The organism is Arcobacter iocasae (assembly GCF_042214795.1).
GTDB classification, from domain to species: domain Bacteria; phylum Campylobacterota; class Campylobacteria; order Campylobacterales; family Arcobacteraceae; genus Arcobacter; species Arcobacter iocasae.
Genome location: NZ_CP090177.1, coordinates 727,048 through 746,204, shown reverse-complemented (window position 1 = coordinate 746,204; position 19,157 = coordinate 727,048). Strand labels below are relative to the sequence as shown.

General features: G+C 30.2%; 15 protein-coding genes. 10 read left to right on the top strand and 5 right to left on the bottom strand.

The window, feature by feature from the left end; translation table 11 throughout:
• Positions 1–130: 130 nt before the first annotated feature.
• The 4 genes from rpoB (at position 131) to LXN10_RS03700 (ending at position 9,575) form a co-directional block, all read left to right on the top strand.
• The gene (gene rpoB / locus LXN10_RS03715; RefSeq protein ID WP_375724590.1) at positions 131–4,276 is read left to right on the top strand and encodes a DNA-directed RNA polymerase subunit beta; all 4,146 of its coding nucleotides are present in this window, start codon (positions 131–133) and stop codon (positions 4,274–4,276) included.
• Positions 4,269–8,795 carry a DNA-directed RNA polymerase subunit beta' gene (gene rpoC, locus LXN10_RS03710; protein WP_375724589.1) on the top strand — a complete coding sequence of 1,509 codons (4,527 nt, stop codon included), beginning with the start codon at positions 4,269–4,271 and terminating at the stop codon, positions 8,793–8,795. Before rpoB ends, rpoC begins: the two co-directional genes overlap by 8 nt.
• 65 nt (positions 8,796–8,860) lie before the next feature.
• Positions 8,861–9,226, top strand: a complete 366-nt coding sequence (locus LXN10_RS03705; RefSeq protein WP_375724588.1) for a hypothetical protein — start codon at positions 8,861–8,863, stop codon at positions 9,224–9,226.
• 61 nt (positions 9,227–9,287) lie between these two features.
• Positions 9,288–9,575, top strand: a complete 288-nt coding sequence (locus tag LXN10_RS03700) for a YciI family protein (protein ID WP_375724587.1) — start codon at positions 9,288–9,290, stop codon at positions 9,573–9,575.
• A 205-nt stretch (positions 9,576–9,780) separates the two neighbouring features.
• On the opposite strand, the gene LXN10_RS03695 is transcribed toward LXN10_RS03700, so the two are convergent.
• A complete protein-coding gene (locus LXN10_RS03695) occupies positions 9,781–10,479 on the bottom strand; it encodes a hypothetical protein (protein ID WP_375724586.1) in 699 nt (232 codons plus the stop codon).
• A 230-nt stretch (positions 10,480–10,709) separates the two neighbouring features.
• Positions 10,710–11,063: a hypothetical protein gene (locus tag LXN10_RS03690; protein ID WP_375724585.1), complete on the bottom strand. Its 354-nt coding sequence runs from the start codon at positions 11,061–11,063 to the stop codon at positions 10,710–10,712.
• A 435-nt stretch (positions 11,064–11,498) separates the two neighbouring features.
• On the opposite strand from LXN10_RS03690, the gene LXN10_RS03685 reads away from it, so the two are divergent.
• The 6 genes from LXN10_RS03685 to LXN10_RS03660 are packed head-to-tail and all read left to right on the top strand — an operon-like array spanning position 11,499 to position 15,077.
• On the top strand, positions 11,499–12,224 hold the full coding sequence (locus LXN10_RS03685; protein ID WP_375724584.1) for a DUF4198 domain-containing protein: 726 nt from the start codon (positions 11,499–11,501) through the stop codon (positions 12,222–12,224).
• A complete protein-coding gene (gene cbiM / locus LXN10_RS03680) occupies positions 12,224–12,823 on the top strand; it encodes a cobalt transporter CbiM (protein WP_375724583.1) in 600 nt (199 codons plus the stop codon). The genes LXN10_RS03685 and cbiM overlap by 1 nt, the downstream gene beginning before the upstream one ends.
• Positions 12,820–13,233, top strand: coding sequence for a hypothetical protein (locus LXN10_RS03675; protein ID WP_375724582.1), 414 nt, complete (start codon positions 12,820–12,822; stop codon positions 13,231–13,233). The genes cbiM and LXN10_RS03675 overlap by 4 nt, the downstream gene beginning before the upstream one ends.
• Entirely contained in the window at positions 13,230–13,877 is a 648-nt protein-coding gene (locus LXN10_RS03670) for an energy-coupling factor transporter transmembrane component T family protein (RefSeq protein WP_129101283.1), read from the top strand. The genes LXN10_RS03675 and LXN10_RS03670 overlap by 4 nt, the downstream gene beginning before the upstream one ends.
• Positions 13,874–14,521, top strand: coding sequence for an energy-coupling factor ABC transporter ATP-binding protein (locus LXN10_RS03665; protein WP_375724581.1), 648 nt, complete (start codon positions 13,874–13,876; stop codon positions 14,519–14,521). The genes LXN10_RS03670 and LXN10_RS03665 overlap by 4 nt, the downstream gene beginning before the upstream one ends.
• 46 nt (positions 14,522–14,567) lie before the next feature.
• Positions 14,568–15,077 carry a GDSL-type esterase/lipase family protein gene (locus LXN10_RS03660; RefSeq protein ID WP_375724580.1) on the top strand — a complete coding sequence of 170 codons (510 nt, stop codon included), beginning with the start codon at positions 14,568–14,570 and terminating at the stop codon, positions 15,075–15,077.
• Here the strand turns inward: LXN10_RS03660 and LXN10_RS03655 are convergent.
• From LXN10_RS03655 to aceF, 3 genes are read right to left on the bottom strand one after another with little or no spacing between them, the layout of a single operon-like run.
• On the bottom strand, positions 15,061–15,618 hold the full coding sequence (locus tag LXN10_RS03655; protein WP_375724579.1) for a hypothetical protein: 558 nt from the start codon (positions 15,616–15,618) through the stop codon (positions 15,061–15,063). The genes LXN10_RS03660 and LXN10_RS03655 overlap by 17 nt on opposite strands.
• A gap of 29 nt (positions 15,619–15,647) precedes the next feature.
• Positions 15,648–17,417 carry a dihydrolipoyl dehydrogenase gene (gene lpdA, locus LXN10_RS03650; RefSeq protein ID WP_375724578.1) on the bottom strand — a complete coding sequence of 590 codons (1,770 nt, stop codon included), beginning with the start codon at positions 17,415–17,417 and terminating at the stop codon, positions 15,648–15,650.
• Between the two features lie 9 nt (positions 17,418–17,426).
• A complete protein-coding gene (gene aceF, locus LXN10_RS03645) occupies positions 17,427–19,154 on the bottom strand; it encodes a dihydrolipoyllysine-residue acetyltransferase (protein ID WP_375724577.1) in 1,728 nt (575 codons plus the stop codon).
• Positions 19,155–19,157: the final 3 nt, after the last annotated feature.

The following is a 19,157-nucleotide window of genomic DNA, read 5'->3' as shown; positions in this document are numbered from 1 at the left end:
CTTGTATATAGATAGCATCTTTGAAGGCTAAGGTTAAAATTCCAAGGAATTTTAACCCTATCCTTTAGGGATGCTTTTGTGCTTTATACTAAAAAGCAAAAAAAAAATCAAATTTTTGACAAGGTGAACTATGCTAAATTCTTTAAAATCTGGTAATAGGCTTAGAGTCGATTTTGCTAAAAATCCACAACATATTGAAATTCCTAATTTATTACAATTACAACAAAATTCGTATGACAACTTTTTAATGGTAGGAAAAGAGAGCAGAACAGATGCTGGAATAGAAAAAGTATTTAAATCAATTTTCCCAATACATGATGCTCAAGGTAGAATTACTCTTGATTATATAGAAAGTGAAGTGGGTAAACCAAAATACGATGTTAGAGAGTCTATGGTTAGAGGTCTTACTTACTCAATCCCATTAAAAATCAAAATAAGATTAACTCTTTGGGATCTTAACGAAAAAACTGGTGAAAAAATCGGCGTTAAAGATATGAAAGAACAATCTTTATTCGTTAGAGAAATACCTTTAATGACAGATAGAACTTCATTTATTGTAAATGGTGTTGAAAGAGTTGTTGTTAACCAATTACATAGATCTCCTGGTGTTATCTTCAAAGAAGAAGAATCAAACACTGCTGGAAATAAACTAATCTACACTGGACAAATTATTCCAGATAGAGGTTCTTGGTTATATTTTGAATATGATGCAAAAGATGTATTATATGTAAGAATCAACAAAAGAAGAAAAGTTCCTGTAACTATTCTTTTTAGAGCATTAGGATATTCTAAAGAAGATATTATCAAAATGTTCTACCCAATTTTAAATATTAAAATTAAAAACAATAAATTCTTAACTGAATTTAGTCCTGAAGACTTCACAGGAAGAGTTGAATTTGATATTAAAGATGATAAAGGTAATTTAGTAATTGCTGCTGGAAAAAGATTAACTGCTAGAAAAGCTAAAGCATTAGTTGATGGTGGATTAAAATTAGTTGAATACCCAGTTGAATTATTAATGGACAGAAGTACTGCTGGTACAATTTTTGATCCAGAATCTGGTGAAGTATTATTTGATTCTTTAACTCATTTAGATGAATTAAAATTAAAAAAATTACTTGACTTAGGTTTTGATTCTTTTGATATTGCAAATGATTTAGCTGAAGGTGTTGATGATTCTATTATCAATGCATTTGCTGCAGATGCTGAGTCTTTAAAATTATTAAGACAAACTGAGCAATTAGAAGATGAAAATGATTTAGCTGCTATTAGAATTTATAAAGTAATGAGACCAGGTGAGCCTGTAACTAAAGAAGCTGCTAAAGATTTCGTTAAAAAATTATTCTTTGATCCAGAAAGATATGACTTAACAAAAGTGGGAAGAATGAAAATGAACCACAAGTTAGGTGTAAATGTTCCTGAATATGTTACAACACTTACTTATGAAGATGTTATTAAAACTGTTCAATACCTTGTAAAAGTTAAATCTGGTCATGGGCATATCGATGATAGAGATCACTTAGGTAACAGAAGAATTAGAGCTATTGGTGAGTTACTTGCTAATGAAATGCATTCTGGTTTAATCAAAATGCAAAAAGCAATTAGAGATAAAATGACTACTTTATCTGGTACATTAGAAGATATAATGCCACATGATTTAGTTAACTCTAAAATGATTACATCAACAATTACTGAGTTCTTTACATCTGGTCAATTATCACAATTTATGGACCAAACTAACCCATTATCAGAAGTTACTCATAAAAGAAGACTTTCTGCACTTGGTGAGGGTGGACTTGTAAAAGAGAGAGCTGGATTTGAAGTAAGAGATGTTCACGCAACTCACTACGGAAGAATTTGTCCAGTTGAGACTCCAGAGGGACAAAATATTGGTCTTATCAATACACTTTCTACATTTGCTAAAGTAAATGAATTAGGATTTATTGAAGCACCATATAAAAAAGTTCATGATGGTATTGTTTCAAATGAAATTATTTATGTTACTGCAACTCAAGAAGAGGGATTATTAATTGCTCCTGGTTCTACTAAAGTTGATGACAATGGTAAAATTGTTGAACCTTTAATTGAAGCTAGACAAGACGGTGAAATCCTAATTGTTGAAAGAGGGAAAGTTAATTTAATTGATATTTCTTCTCAAATGGTTATGGGTGTTGCTGCTTCATTAATTCCATTCTTAGAACATGATGATGCCAATAGAGCACTTATGGGATCGAATATGATGAGACAAGCTGTTCCATTATTAAGACCAAATGCTCCAATCGTTGGAACTGGTTTAGAAAAAACAGTTGCAAGAGATGCTTGGGAAGCTATTAAAGCTGATAGAACTGGTATTGTTGAAAAAGCTGATGCAAAAAATATTTACGTTAGAGGTGAAGATGAAAATGGTGCATTTATTGACCATTATAGTGTAAATAAAAATGTTAGAACAAATAATAATACATCTTTTGGGCAAAGAATTGCAGTAAAAGAGGGTGATACAGTTCAAAAAGGTCAAGTAATCGCTGATGGTCCTTCAATGGACAAAGGTGAATTAGCAGTTGGTGTTAATGCTTGTGTTGCCTTTATGCCATGGAATGGATATAACTACGAAGATGCGATTGTATTATCTCAAAGATTAATTAAAGAAGATGCATTTACTTCTATTCATATTTATGAAAAAGATGTTGAGTGTAGAGAGCTTAAACATGGTAATGAAGAGATAACAAGAGATTTACCAGGTGTAAAAGATGAATCAATTACACATCTTGATGAATCAGGAATTGTAAAAGTTGGTACATTTATCAAGCCAGGTATGATTATGGTTGGAAAAGTTACACCAAAAGGTGAAATTAAACCAACTCCTGAAGAGAGACTATTAAGAGCAATCTTTGGTGAAAAAGCAGGTCACGTTATTAATAAATCACTTTACTGTCCTACTTCAATGGAAGGTACAGTTGTTGATGTAAAAGTTTTCACTAAAAAAGGTTATGAAAAAGATTCAAGAGCAGTTGCTGAAATAGAATCAGAAAAAGCTGAACTTGATTTAAAACATCATGATAAACTATTAATGCTTGATAGAGAAGAGATTTTAAAAATCAATGATTTATTATCAAAAGCCCTATTAGTTAAAGATGTTGATTTAGATGATGTAGTTTATAAAAAAGGTCAAGTTATTCCTTTAGATGTATTAGCAAATGTAAATAGATTTGCTATGAAAAAAGTAGTATCTTCTTATGATAAAGATGTTGAGAAAAAATACAACGATATAAAAGAGTATTTTATTAATCAAAAATCTAGATTAAGAACTGACCATGAAGAAAAACTTGAAGTATTAGAGCATGATGATATTTTACAATCAGGTGTAATCAAACAAGTTAAAGTTTATATCGCAACTAAGAGAAAAATCAAAGTTGGGGATAAGATGGCAGGACGACATGGAAACAAAGGTATTGTTTCTAACATCGTACCTCAAGTTGATATGCCATATTTAGAAGATGGTTCAACTGTTGATGTTATATTAAATCCACTAGGGGTTCCATCACGGATGAATATTGGACAAATTCTTGAAGTTCACTTAGGATTAGTAGGTAAAAGACTTGGAACTCAAATTCAAGATATCTTTGATGCTAAGAAGACTGAATTTGTATCTGAATTAAGAGCTAAGATGACAGAAATTGCTGATGTTGCAAAACTTATGAATGGTAAAGAATTTTTAGCTAAATTAAGTGATGATGAATTAGTTGATTATGCACAAGATTGGACAAAAGGTGTTAGATTTGCAACTCAAGTATTTGATGGTGTAAAAGAAGATGAATTCTTAAAACTATTTGAATTAGCAAAAATTGACTTAGATGGTAAAACTAATCTTATTGATGGTAAAACTGGTGATAAGATGAAAGAAAGAGTAAATGTAGGTTATATGTATATGCTAAAACTACATCACTTAGTTGATGAAAAAGTTCACGCAAGATCTACTGGACCTTATTCACTTGTAACACAACAACCAGTTGGTGGTAAAGCACTATTTGGTGGTCAAAGATTTGGAGAGATGGAAGTTTGGGCATTGGAAGCTTATGGAGCAACTGCTGTTCTTAAAGAAATGCTTACAACAAAATCTGATGACGTAGAAGGAAGAACGAGAGCTTATAGAGCAATTTCAAATGGTGAAAATGTTCCAGATTCAGGTGTTCCTGAAACTTTCTTTGTATTAACAAAAGAGTTAAAAGCTTTAGGTTTAGATGTAGAGATTTTTGACGAGGTAGAAAATAATGAGTAAAAATACAGTATTAGAACCAATTGAGATAAAAGAGTTAGAAAGACCACAAGATTTTTCAGCGTTTCAATTAAGACTAGCAAGTCCAGAAAAGATTCTTTCTTGGTCTTGTGGAGAAGTTAAAAAACCTGAAACAATTAATTATAGAACATTAAAACCTGAAAGAGATGGTTTATTTTGTGCGAAAATTTTTGGGCCAGTAAAAGATTACGAATGTCTTTGTGGTAAATACAAAAAAATGAGATACAAAGGTGTTGTTTGTGAAAAATGTGGGGTTGAAGTAACTTCTGCAAAAGTGCGAAGACACAGAATGGGACATATTGACTTAGTATCTCCTGTTGCTCATATTTGGATGGTAAGTTCATTACCTACAAGAATTGGTACATTACTTGGTGTTAAATTAAAAGATTTAGAAAGAGTATTATACTATGAGGCATATATCGTAAATGAGCCAGGTGAAGCTTTTTATGATAATGAACATTCTAAAAAAGTAATGAAATATGACATTTTAAATGAAGAGCAATATAGAACTATTTATGATCATTATGAACATACTGGTTTTGAAGCTAATATGGGTGGACAAATTGTAAGAGATTTACTTGAAAACCTTGATTTAATGGAATTATTACATAGCTTAAAAGAAGATATGAAATCTACTAAATCAGAAGCTAAAACTAAAACTATTATCAAAAGATTAAAAGTTGTTGAAAACTTTATTAACTCTGGAAATAGACCTGAATGGATGATGTTAACTCAACTTCCAGTTCTTCCACCAGATTTAAGACCTCTTGTTTCACTTGATGGTGGAAAATTTGCTGTATCTGATGTAAATGACCTTTATAGAAGAGTAATAAACAGAAATAATAGACTTAAAAGATTATCAGAACTTGATGCTCCTGAAATCATTCAAAGAAATGAAAAAAGAATGCTTCAAGAAGCAGTTGATGCTTTATTTGATAATGGTAAAACTGCAAATGCAGTTAAAGGTGCAAATAAAAGACCTTTAAAATCTTTATCTGAAATTATTAAAGGTAAACAAGGACGATTTAGACAGAATTTACTTGGTAAAAGAGTTGACTTCTCAGGAAGATCTGTAATCGTTGTTGGACCATCTTTAAATATGGATCAATGTGGTATTCCTAAAAAAATGGCTTTAGAGTTATTTAAACCACACTTGATGGCAAAACTAGAAGAAAAAGGTTATGCAACTACATTAAAATCAGCAAAAAGAATGATTGAAGCTGAGACTAATGAAGTTTGGGAATGTTTAAGTGAAATTGTTGATGAATATCCAATTATGCTAAATAGAGCTCCAACTCTTCATAAACTTTCAATTCAAGCGTTCCACCCAACGCTAATTGATGGAAAAGCTATTCAATTACACCCATTAGTATGTTCTGCATTTAATGCCGATTTCGATGGTGACCAGATGGCAGTTCACGTACCTTTATCACAAGAAGCTATTGCAGAAGCAAAAATTCTTATGATGAGTTCTATGAATATTCTTTTACCAGCATCAGGGAGAGCAATTGCTGTTCCTTCGCAAGATATGATTTTAGGTATTTATTATCTATCATTAGAAAAAGATGGTGTAAAAGGTGAGCATAAACTATTTACTGGTGTTGATGAAGCAGTTATTGCTTTAGAGATGAAACAAGTAGATTTACATGCAAAAATTAGAACAAAAATGAATGACAAAATCATTCATACAACAGTTGGAAGACTAATTGTACATAATATTTTACCTGATTTTGTTCCTTTAGAATTATGGAATAAAGTTTTAAAGAAAAAAGATATTGGTATTTTAGTTGATTATATTTATAAACATGGTGGATATGAAGTTACTCCAAGATTCTTGGATAACCTTAAAAACCTAGGTTTTAGATATGCAACTGATGCTGGTATTTCTGTTTCTATTGATGATATTAGAGTTCCAGAAACTAAACCTGCGCATATTGCTAAGTCTAAAAAAGATGTTATTGAAGTTCAAAAACAATTCGAGCAAGGTTTATTAACTGAGCAAGAAAGATATAATAAAATTATTGATATCTGGACAGAAGTTAATAATAAACTTGGTCGAGAGATGATGGAATTAGTTGAGACTGATAAAAATGGATTTAACTCTATTTATATGATGGCCGATTCAGGTGCTAGAGGGTCTGCTGCTCAAATTAGACAACTTGCAGGTATGAGGGGTCTTATGGCTAAGCCAGATGGTTCTATTATTGAAACACCAATTATTTCTAACTTTAAAGAGGGTCTAAATGTACTTGAGTACTTTATTTCAACTCACGGAGCTAGAAAAGGTCTTGCCGATACTGCACTTAAAACTGCAAATGCGGGTTACTTAACAAGAAAACTAATTGATGTATCTCAAAATGTAAGAATTACAGCTGAAGATTGTGGAACTCACGAAGGTATTGAAATCACTGATTTATCAAGTGGTAATGAATTAACTGAGAGTTTAGAAGAAAGAATCACAGGTAGAGTAATAGCAGAAGATATTATTGATCCAATATCTAATGAAATATTATTTACTGAAGGTACATTAATTACTGAAGAAGATGCAAAAATTGTAAAAGATTCAGAAGTTAAATCTGTAGTAATTAGAACACCATTAACTTGTAAAATAGAAAATGGATTGTGTTCAAAATGTTATGGTCTAAACCTTGGTGAGCAAAGAAAAGCAAATCCAGGTGAAGCTGTTGGGGTTTTAGCTGCTCAATCAATTGGGGAGCCAGGAACACAGCTTACACTTAGAACTTTCCACGTTGGGGGAACTGCAAGTGCAACTCAAACTGAGAGAGAATTAAGAGCTGATAAAGAAGGGTTTATTAGATACTATAATATCAAAACTTATGTTTCTAAAGCTGATAAAATAATTGTTGCAAATAGAAGAAATGCAGGTATTTTACTTGTTGAACCAAAAATTAATGCACCATTTAAAGGTAAAATTACAACTGAGACTCTACATGAAGAGACAATTTTAACAATTACTAATGGAAAAGAAGAGAAAAAATTCTATTTAAGAAAAAATGATGTTGCAAGACCAAATGAACTAGCAGGGGTATCTGGTAAAATTGAAGGTAAACTTTACTTACCATATGCTGATGGTGAAGAAGTTGAAGCAAATGAATCAATAGTAGAGATGATTAAAGACGGTTGGAATGTTCCAAACCGAGTTCCTTTTGCATCTGAATTAAAAGTTGAAGATGGTGCACCTATTATTACTTTAGTTACATCAGGAGCTAAAGGTTCAGTTAAATACTATAAATTAACTGGAGATTATTTAGAAAGAAGACCAGATATTAAAGCTGGAGATAAAGTTGTAGATAAAGGACTTTTTGCTGTTATCGTTGATGGTGATGATAGAGAAGCATTAAGACACTATATTGCAAGAGGTTCTGTTATAGAATTAGATGATAATACAGCAGTTGAAAAAGAGACTATTCTTTCTAAACCAGAAGCTGATGAGAGAGTTGTTATTGCAGAATGGGATCCATATGCAAATCCAACTATTTCAGAAAAAGCTGGTACTGTAACATTTGAAGACATTATCCCAGGAATTACAGCATCTGAGCAATTTGATGATTTAACAGGTACTTCTAAATTAGTTATTAATGAATATGTTCCTGCTGGATTTAAACCAACTATTGTTTTAGCAACTGGATCTGATGAATTAATTAGATATACCCTTGACCCTAAAACATCTCTTTTTGTTTCAGAAGGACAAAAAGTTGAGATAGCTGATATCATTGGTAAAACTCCAAAAGCTTCTCAAAAATCAAAAGATATTACTGGGGGTCTTCCAAGAGTATCTGAGTTATTTGAAGCTAGACGACCAAAAAATATTGCTGTATTAGCATCTTTTGATGGTGTAATTTCTTTTGGAAAAAGCTTAAGAAATAAACAAAGAATTATCATAACTGATGATAAAGGTAGCAAAGTAGAGTATTTAGTTGACAAAGCTAAACAAATCTTAGTACATGAAGGTGAGTTTGTTCATGCTGGTGAGGCATTAACTGATGGACAAGTTGCTTCTCATGATGTATTAAGAATTTTAGGTGAGAAAGCATTACATTACTTTATTGTTTCTGAAGTACAACAAGTATATAGATCTCAAGGGGTAAATATTGCTGATAAACATATTGAGGTTATTTTATCTCAAATGTTAAGACAAGTTTCTATTCTTGATGGTGGAGATACTAAGTTTATCGTGGGAGATATGGTTTCTAAAAAAAGATTCCAAATTGAAAATAGAAGAATTATGAGACTAGGTGGAGAACCTGCGATTGCTGATCCTTTATTATTAGGTATTACAAGAGCTGCGGTTACATCTGATTCTATTATTTCTGCTGCATCTTTCCAAGAGACTACTAAAGTTCTTACAGAAGCTGCGATTAGTGCTAAAATGGATTTATTAGAAGACTTAAAAGAAAATGTTGTAATTGGTAGAACTATACCAGTTGGAACTGGTCTTTATAAAGATCAAAAAATCAAATTTAGCATACCTGAAAAATAGGCAATAGAGCTTTTGCTCTATTGTGATATTTAATCATGGATTTATACTCTTTATTACTACTTTTTATGGCTCTAGAACTATTTGAGTCAAACTGGCAAAAACACGACAATCTTTATGGCCTAATTTATAATAACTATCAAGTCTTTAGTAAAAATATCTTTTTATATTTTGTCTTGCATGTTACATTCTTTTATACACTTGCTGTATCCATTTATTTATCTAATTATGGCTTTTGGATGTCAAGTATTATTCTTATCAAGTTTTTTGACTTGGCTTTTAAATTAAACATGATGCAAAAACTCTCTTCTGGAGCAAAAATAGAAGAAGTAATGCCCATAAATATTAATATAACACTATTATTTAGATACTTCAATGTAATACTTTATCCTTTCTGTTTTGCCGTTGCTTCGGGACTTCTTTTTAACACATAATTTATATCATATTTTTTTAATGCTAGAATGCTATTTCTTAAAATAAACCTAAAGGAATACAATGCAATATTTAATAATTGCTTATGATAATGATAATGCTCTTGATAAAAGATTAGAAGTAAGAGATGCCCATGTTGCAGGTGCAAAAAAACTTATAGCTGAAGGTAAAATAATCAATGCAGGTGCTCTAATTGAAGAAGATCAAATGGTTGGCTCTACGTTATTTGTTGATTTTGAAACAGAAGATGAATTAAATGATTGGATAGATAATGAGCCATATGTTACAAACAATGTATGGAATATGGATGAATTTCAAATCGTTCCTGTGAAGTTACTTCCTAAAGATTAATAAATAATCACAAAAAACCCTATAAAATCGATACTTTGTAGGGTTTAAAATTCCGGGGCAGGATACTTAATTATTAAGTTAAATATAGTTCTATTTGTTCCCGGCTGTTTCTTTTTATAATCTATTGCAATCATTGAGTAAGTTTTATTAAAAAACTTTTCTTCAATTTGTAATTATGTATCCTGTCCCCGGAGTTTTTAGCTATCTATATAAATTTAATTTTTAAATCAGTTAAATCAATCTGAGTCGCTATATCTTCTATATTTCCTATATCTAGAACGAGTGCTTCTTTAACAGTATTATTTGTATCTATTGCAAATCTATACTCTTTTTGATGATTATATTGATTTCTTTTATTAAAAGCAGCATCTAAATTTTGGAATGAACCATTAAAACTATTATAATCATAGTACTTTACTAATCCTGCTTTTGCATAATAGTTCAATTTTTTAACAGTTTTTACTACTCTATCTATAAATTTTGAAGTATTATGTATTAGTACACAATATTTCCCAAGATTTTTAAAATTATCTGATATATTTAAATCTTTTGCAATTTCATCTAATTTATTTCTTTTAAATTTATTTCCTTCAATGATATTATCTTCATTTGTACTACCAGCAAATAAACATAATATATGTATATTGTCTATGAGTGGATCTTTCATTTCAATTGGACCGACAATATCTTTTAATTGATAGCCATTTATCTCAAATTTAGTGTTTTTTGCTTGAAAGACTGCACATAAACCTTCTTTCTCATCAGCTCTATTATTTTCTAATTCTTCTTCTATCTTTTTAAAATAAGATAATTTGTTCAAATATAATTTTCCATTTAGAAAGTCAAGCATATATTCTTTTTTTTCAAAAGTTTTTACAAAGAATATAATTTTATTTTTCTTCACTTAATATCCCTTTCTTTCTTTTTTTTCTAGTGATTTTATATATCTTTTCATAGCTAAAGAACTTTTGGTATTTTTAATCCAATATTATCACAATATTCTACAAATTTCTTTAAAATTATTCTTCATTATGAACTATCATGTGCTTTGGCTTTTTTTGTAAATATACGCATCAATTGATTGTTTTTTTCATTCCTTAAAAAGGAAGGAATAAGTTTCCAAGTTTCATCAGCTTATGGAATTCCAAAAAATATACTTAAGAATATTATAAAAAATGAAAGTCCACTAAGTTCTGCAGCTTCTTGATGGTATGAAATTGAGAGCTTATTATATACTATCTCTTTTATTTTTTCTGGAGTTATATTATATTGTGGGACTATTTCTACTTTTTTAAATTGTATATTTAAAGAAGTAGAAAAACTAGTTGAGCCATTATTTTTATCATTTATTTCTTCAAGACATTTATCAATAAACTCTTTTATATTAAAAGTAGACAATTTTAATTCTTTCTCTTTACATTCATTGGGATTTATAAACTTATAATAAACATTATCTATCTTAAAATATATTTTTTCTGCTTCAATCATTAGGGCTCCTTTATATTTTATTAAAAGTTTAGTTTTCAACAATAAAATTAAACTTAATCCATAAAAAAAGATTTAAAATATTTTATATTGTATTTATAATAGGAAATATATATAAGTATCAAGCTAAGAGATATCAATAAAAAATTGATATAAGATATTTTGAATTACATCTCTATCCAAAATTGTAATTCGTTTAGGCGAATAGGGTAACAATGCGCTTAATCCTGCTTTTCCACTGCGTTACGATTACACTACAATCAGGGTTATAGAACAAAGCACAGTAAAAAATGTATTCTCGCCATGCCGAATAATGGTATTTATGCGGTACTATAAAATATATTCTTCATTATTTCTCTAAAAATACATAAGTGTCTTTTTTATTTAGTGCGCTTTAACGCAGATGGATTTATAATCTTCAAAACAAAAAGGAAACTCATGTTAAAAATTATTTCTACTCTTATTATGTTACTTACACTATCAGAAGCTCACTTCTTAACTTTTATGTCAAATACTGATGTTGTTGAGGATAAAAAAGATTCAACACTTACTTTTGATATTTCCTTTATACATCCTTTTGAGCAAAATGGAATGACAATGGAAAAGCCAAAATTATTTGTAAATAGTAATACCAATAAAATACCTGTAAGTGAAACTACTAAATTAGACCACAAATCATGGAGTGCAAAATATAAAATAAATATGCCAGGTATATATAAGTTTTTTGTTGAGCCACAACCTTATTTTGAGCCAGCAGAAGGAAAATATATTATTCATGTACCAAAACTAATTGTTGGTGCTTATGGTTTAGAAGATGGTTGGGATGAACCTATTGGATTGAAGTATGAAATAGTACCTATGGTTAAACCTTTTGGCTTATATGCGGGTAATTTATTTCAAGGGAAAGTTTTACACGATGGTAAACCAGCTAGTAATGTTGAAGTAGAAGTTGAACTATATAATGATTTTAATTTAAAAGCTCCAACAAGCAGTCATGTGACACAAGTTGTTAAAACTGATGCTAATGGTATTTTTTCTTTTGTAATGAATCACAAAGGATGGTGGGGATTTGCAGCTTTAATTGAAGAGGGTGAAATTAAAAATAAAGATGGCAAAGAGTATCCTATAGAAAATGGTGCATTGCTTTGGATTAAGGCTTACTAGTGCATATAGCAGATGGTGTCTTAACTTTAGAATCAACTGTAGTTGTTAGTGCTATTAGTTTGGTTTGTTTATATATTTCTATTAAATCAATAAAAGATGAAAAGATAACTTTAGCAGCAGCTATGAGTGCTATGTTTTTTATAGCAACATTTATTCATGTCCCACTTGGTGTTACCCAAATACATTTAGTCCTTATTGGCGTGATTGGGATACTAATTGGGTGGATGAGTTTTATTAGTATTTTTATAGCTTTAGTACTTCAAGCTTTACTTTTAGGTTATGGAGGTGTTGTATCACTAGGAGTAAATCTTTTTGTTATGGGAATGCCGGCAATCATTGTGTATTATTTATATAATATGGAAATTACTAATAATTTAAATGAAAAAGTAAAGTTTTTTTTAGTGGGATTTTTAGGTACATTTTTTGCTACGCTTTTTTTAGCAATAATCTTACTTTTTTCAAAACCAGAGTATGAGTATGCTTCATATACTATATTTATAGTTGATTCTGGTGCTATGCTTATTGAAGGAATTATAAGTATGTTTTTATTGCAATTTATTAAAAAAACTTATCCAAAGATTTTGAAGGTACAATTATGAAATATATCTTTATACTTTTAATACTATTTTCTAGTGTATGGGCTCATAAATTAAATGTATTTTTAACTAATGAAGATAGTAATGTACATGTTTTTGCTTATTTTGCAAGTGGAGCAGTTTGTCAAAACTGTAGATTAATCATAAAAAACAAAGATAAAATTGTATTTGAAGATAAACTTGATAATAAGGGAAAATACACTTATAATTCAAAGTATAAAAATATAGATGTAATCGTTGATGCTGAAGGTGGGCATATGGCACAAGAGAAGATAGAAGTTTCAAAGCCACATATCCAAAGCTTAACAAAACATATACAAGAAGAGGAGACTCAAAAGTATTATAAAATAGTTATCTCTTTACTTTTAATTGGTATAATATTTTTCCTAATCAAAAAAGTAAAGAGAAAATGAACGAATATCCAATTAAATTATTAGTTTCACTTATTTATTCTGCAATTGTAGCTTTTTCTTTTCATATAGAATATATTTTTTTATTGCCAATATTTTTTATGCTAATTGTTGAGTATAAAGAGGTATTATCTATTTTAAAAAAACTTGCTTTAATAAATCTATTTATAATTTTCTTAGTTGTTTTTGTAGCCTTCCATGATATAAATAAAGCAATTGAGCTTTTTTTTAGAACAAATTTTATTTTGTTATTTAATTTACTGGTTTTTTATAAATCAAAAGGTTATGACATAGTAAGAGGTTTTAATTCACTTCGATTTCCAAAAAAGTTTGTGACAATATTTTATTTTTCTATTGTGATGATTGAATATCTTTTTAAAGAATTTAAAACAATAAAAGCAACACTTAGACTTAGAGGATTTCATGCTAGAAGCAATCTTTTTAGTTACCAAACATATGGAAATGTATTTGCAATGATGTTTATAAAATCAATTAGAAAATCAGAAGAGATGAGAGATAGTTTGATTTCAAGAGGATTTAATGGTGAGATTTATCTACTTGAAATGCCCTCAAAAAATAAAAACTATATTATCCTTTCAATTTTAGTATTTATTGTTGCAATTAATAAAATGGTGGTAAGTCTATGAGTTGTTCTGTTAATGTAAGAGATGTAAATTATTCATGTGAAAGCAAAAGTTTGTTGGAAAATATAAATTTAAATGTAGGACATGAAGAAAAAGTTGCTGTTGTTGGAGCAAATGGAAGTGGAAAAAGTACTTTACTTAAAATAATTGCAGGTTTAATTTCTCCTTCAAGTGGTTACATTGAAATATTCCATGACAAAATGGGCTCACTAAAAGATTTTAGAAAATATAGAAGTGATATAGGATATCTACCCCAAGATGTTTCAAATCACTTTTTATGCCCAACTGTAATAGAAGATGTGATGTTTGCTCTTCGAGCAAAAGGAGTATCAAAAGATGAATCATATACAAAAGCCAGTGAAGTTTTAGAAAGTCTAAACATAAAGAAGTTAGAAAATAGGATTATACATGAATTAAGTGGCGGTGAGCAGAAGATCGTAGCCTTAGCTGGGATTCTTATTACCAAACCAAAAATATTGCTTCTTGATGAGCCTACGAATGATTTAGATGAGAAAAGTGAAAATACTATATGTGAGATTTTAAATTCTATAAAAAAATCTATGATAATCGTATCCCATCACAAAAGTTTCATTGATAAACTTACACTTACAATATATAGATTAAATAAAAGTTTGATAAAGGAATAAGCCAAAGGCTAATAAAATATATCAATAAAGTATAAAGTTGGTAAACATGAAAAACAATATTGATATAGTAATGTTAGGTGACTCTCTTACAGCAAGGGGAGAGTGGGATGTTCTTCTTTACCCCAAAAAAATTATAAACCTTGGTCATGATGCTGATACTACAGTTGATATCTTAGCTAGATTAGATTTAGCTATTGAAGTTCACTCTAAATGTATTTATCTAATGATTGGTATTAATGATATGAATTTTTATAAGAGTTTAGACAAAATTTTTGAGAATTATATCCAAATATTAAATAGATTGAAAATCAAATCTACTTCAAAAGTTTTTGTACAATCTGTACTTTACACACAAATGAACTCTTTTAATAAAAAAGTAAAAGAAATCAATATCAAACTTAAAGAGTATTGTAATGACAATAATCTTACTTTTATAGATTTAAATGAGAATTTATCAAGGGATGAGGTTTTGTTAAATATTTATACAACAGATGGTTTACATTTAAATATGAAAGCTTATATTGAGTGGGCAAACAAAATTAGAAGCTATTTTTAAAACTTTTAAATAGTAGCTCTTTGTGATTTGTTGCTGTATCTTGATTCAGTATCATAAAAACAAAATTGTCATTTAAAAAGTGAGTATAAAACTTCTCAATTTTGGGATAGGTATAGCTTTTTTTCACAGATGGATAAATATACTTTTTCGCAGGATAAAACTGCATTGCCACATATAAAAAAAGCGTACTTAAAACACTTATTTCAATCACTGTTATAACTTTTGCTAACAAAGATTTGATATTTTGGCTATCAATAAATTTTGAAAGTATTTTAAATATAAAATCCCATCCAAAATATAGTATTAATAGATTTATGGCAAAGGCAATTAATATAAGAGTAGTATATGTATCTGCTTTTGTTATATGAAATTTTTGTAATAAGGTTGCACTTTCAGGAGCAAATTTTGCAGAGATTGAAAGTATAAAAAAGATTTTAAAATATTCAAATATTTTTAGATAAGTTTTTTGTACATAAGAGTGATAAATTAGGAAAAATAGTATTAAAAAGAATATAAAATCTAGTATGTTATAAAATGTCATTCATAATTATAACATAACTAAAAAGAGTTTTATCTCTTTTTAGCTTTTGCGTTTGGTAAGTCTGTAATACTTCCGTGGAATATTTCAGCTGCCATACCAACTGATTCATGTAAAGTAGGGTGAGCATGAATTGTAAGTGCAATATCTTCTGCATCACAATCCATTTCAAGTGCTAGTGAAATTTCACCAAGTAATTCACCTGCGTTATCTCCAACAAGTGCCCCACCAATTAATTGATGAGTATCTTTATCGAAAATAAGTTTAGTCATACCGTCACTTGAAACATCACTTGCTAAAGCACGTCCTGATGCTGACCATGGGAAAGTTGATACCTCATAGTTTACACCAGCTGCTTTTGCTTCATTTTCAGTCATACCAGCCCAAGCGATTTCTGGGAAAGTATAAGCGATACTTGGAATTTGTTTTGGTTCAAAGAATACTTTTTCACCAGCTATTACTTCAGCTGCCACATGACCTTCATGTACTGCTTTGTGTGCAAGCATAGGTTGCCCAACAATATCTCCAATTGCATAGATATTTGGTACATTTGTTCTCATTTGATTGTCAACTTTTATGATTCCATAATCATCAACATTCACTCCACAATTTTGAAGGTCTAGTTTATTACCATTTGCACTTCTTCCCATTGCTACAAGAATTGCATCATAAGCTACTGCACCTTCTGGTGCATTTTTACCTTTGAATTCAACATAAACACCATCTTGTTTTGGGATGATTGATTGTGCTTGAGTTTCGAACATTACATTAAATCTTTTTGCATTTGATTTAGTATACATTTTAACTATATCAGCATCAGTTCCGCTCATTAGTTGTTTACCTCTAACTACGAAGTCAACTTGGCTTCCTAATTTTTGATAAACAGTTCCCATTTCAAGTCCGATAATTCCTCCACCCATAACTAGAAGTCTTTTTGGTACTTCTTTTACTTCTAAGGCATCAGTAGAATCCCAAATTCTAGGATCTTCATGAGGTATAAATGACATTTTAGAGCTTTGAGATCCAGCTGCAATAATACAATTATCAAAAGTAACTTTTGTTTGTTTACCTTCAACATCAGTATGCTCAACGATAACAGAGTTATTATCTAAAAACTTAGCATAACCTTGTACTACTGTTACTTTTCTCATCTTAGCCATTGCACCTAAACCATCAGTTAGTTTTTTTACAACGCCACTTTTATAAGCTGCAACTCCTGGTAAATCAATCTCAGGTTTTGAAAACTTGATACCTGCATGTGAAATGTGTTCTGCTTCTTCCATAACTTTTGCCACATGAAGAAGTGCTTTAGATGGAATACAACCAACATTTAGACAAACTCCACCTAGTGTTGGATATCTTTCCACTAAAACTGTATCTAAACCTAAATCTGCACATCTAAAAGCAGCAGAATAACCACCAGGTCCTGCTCCTATTACTAGTACTTGACCTTTTACTTCACCTGCACCATCAGTATTTGTAGAAGTTTTTGCTGGCTCAGTTTTAGCTTTTGGTGCTTCTTGCACTTTTTCTTTAACAGCTGGTGTTGCTGAAGCTTCATCTTCTATTTCAATTCTTGCAATTAAATCACCAGAGTTAACTTTATCTCCAACTTTTACAAGAATCTCTTTTATAATACCACCGTGAGTAGTTGGAACATCCATAGAGGCTTTTTCAGTCTCTAGGGTAATAAGTCCATCTTCTTCTTCTACTTTATCTCCAATGCTAACCATAACATCGATTAAATCAACATCTTTATCAGCACCTAAATCAGGAATTAAAATATCTATAACTTTACTCATTTCACTTCCTTACAGACTTAATAGTCTAATATCACTTAATAGTTGTGATAAAGTAGTTGTAAATCTTGCACCATCAGCACCATCGATTACTTTGTGATCATAAGATAATGATAACGGTAAAGTTAATCTTGGCATGAAGTTTTCACCATTCCATACTGGTTTCATTTCAGATTTTGATAATCCTAAGATTGCAACTTCAGGAGCATTGATAATTGGAGTGAATTTAGTTCCACCAATTCCACCTAAAGAAGAAATTGTAAATGATGCACCTTGCATATCAGAAGATTTTAGTTTACCTTCTCTTGCTTTTTTAGAAATCTCAGCCATTTCAATAGCTATTTCTTTAAATCCTTTTTTATCAACATCTCTAATTACTGGAACCATAAGACCATTTGGAGTGTCAACTGCAATTGCAATATGGAAATATTTTTTCATAATTAAATTTTGCCCATCAGCACTTAGTGATGAATTAAATTTAGGATGAATAGCTAAGGCTTTTGCCACAGCTTTAACCACAAATACTAAAGGAGAAAGTTTAAACCCATCAGCAATAGCATTTTGTGCTTTTCTAAAGCTTTCTAGTTCTGTAATATCAGCTTCATCAAATTGTGTTACATGAGGAATTGATACCCAGTTTCTATGTAAACTTGGTCCTGAAATTTTTTGGATTCTACTTAACTCAACAGTTTCAATTTCACCAAATTGTGAGAAATCTACTTCTTTAAGTTCTGGTAGATTAAATCCTAATCCGCTTCCAGATGCACTTGCTGGTTTATTTAGTTGTTCTTTTACATAAGCTTTGATATCTTCTTTTAGAATTCTACCTTTTTTAGCGCTTCCTTTTACAAAACCTAAATCAACACCAAATTCTCTTGCTATTTTTCTTACACTTGGACTTGCATAAACTTTTTTAGCTTTTTGAGATAATACACTTGTGTCTTCTTTAACAGTTGATGTTGCAACTGCTGCTTGTAATGTTGCTGGTGCTTTTTTCTCTTCTTTTGGAGCTTCTTGTTTAGGTGCTTGTGCTGGAGTTGGAACTTTACTTTCCATAACTACAGTTTTAACCATCTTAGCAATTAAGTCACCAGAGTTTACTTTATCTCCAACTTTAACAAAAAGTTCTAAAATCTCACCTGCAAATGGAGCAGGTACATCCATAGATGCTTTTTCAGTTTCAAGTGTAATTAAACCGTGTTCTGCTTCAACTGTATCACCTACATTAACCATAACATCAATTAAATCAACATCTTTATCTGCACCTAAATCAGGAATATGAACTTCTTCAATTACTGAACAAATAGTTTGATCTTGGATCAGTTGACAAGAAACTTGTGCACCTGAAGCTGAAATTGCTTGAAGTTCTGCTTCTGCTGATTTTAAATCCATTGGCTCAGAACTAGTAGGAGCTGAAGCAACTGGTGCTTCTTTTTTCTCTTCTGCTTTAGGAGCAGGTGTTGAAGTTTCTGCTGGAGCTTCTTCGTTACTTGCCTCATCTTGGATTTCAATTCTTGCAATTAAATCACCAGAATTTACTTTATCTCCAACTTTCACAAGTATCTCTTTTACAACACCTGCATGAGTTGTAGGAACATCCATAGATGCTTTTTCAGTCTCAAGTGTAATTAAACCATCTTCAACTTCAACTGTATCACCAACACTAACCATAATGTCAATTAAATCAACATCTTTGTCAGCCCCTAAATCAGGAATATAAATATCTTGAATTGTACTCATTTC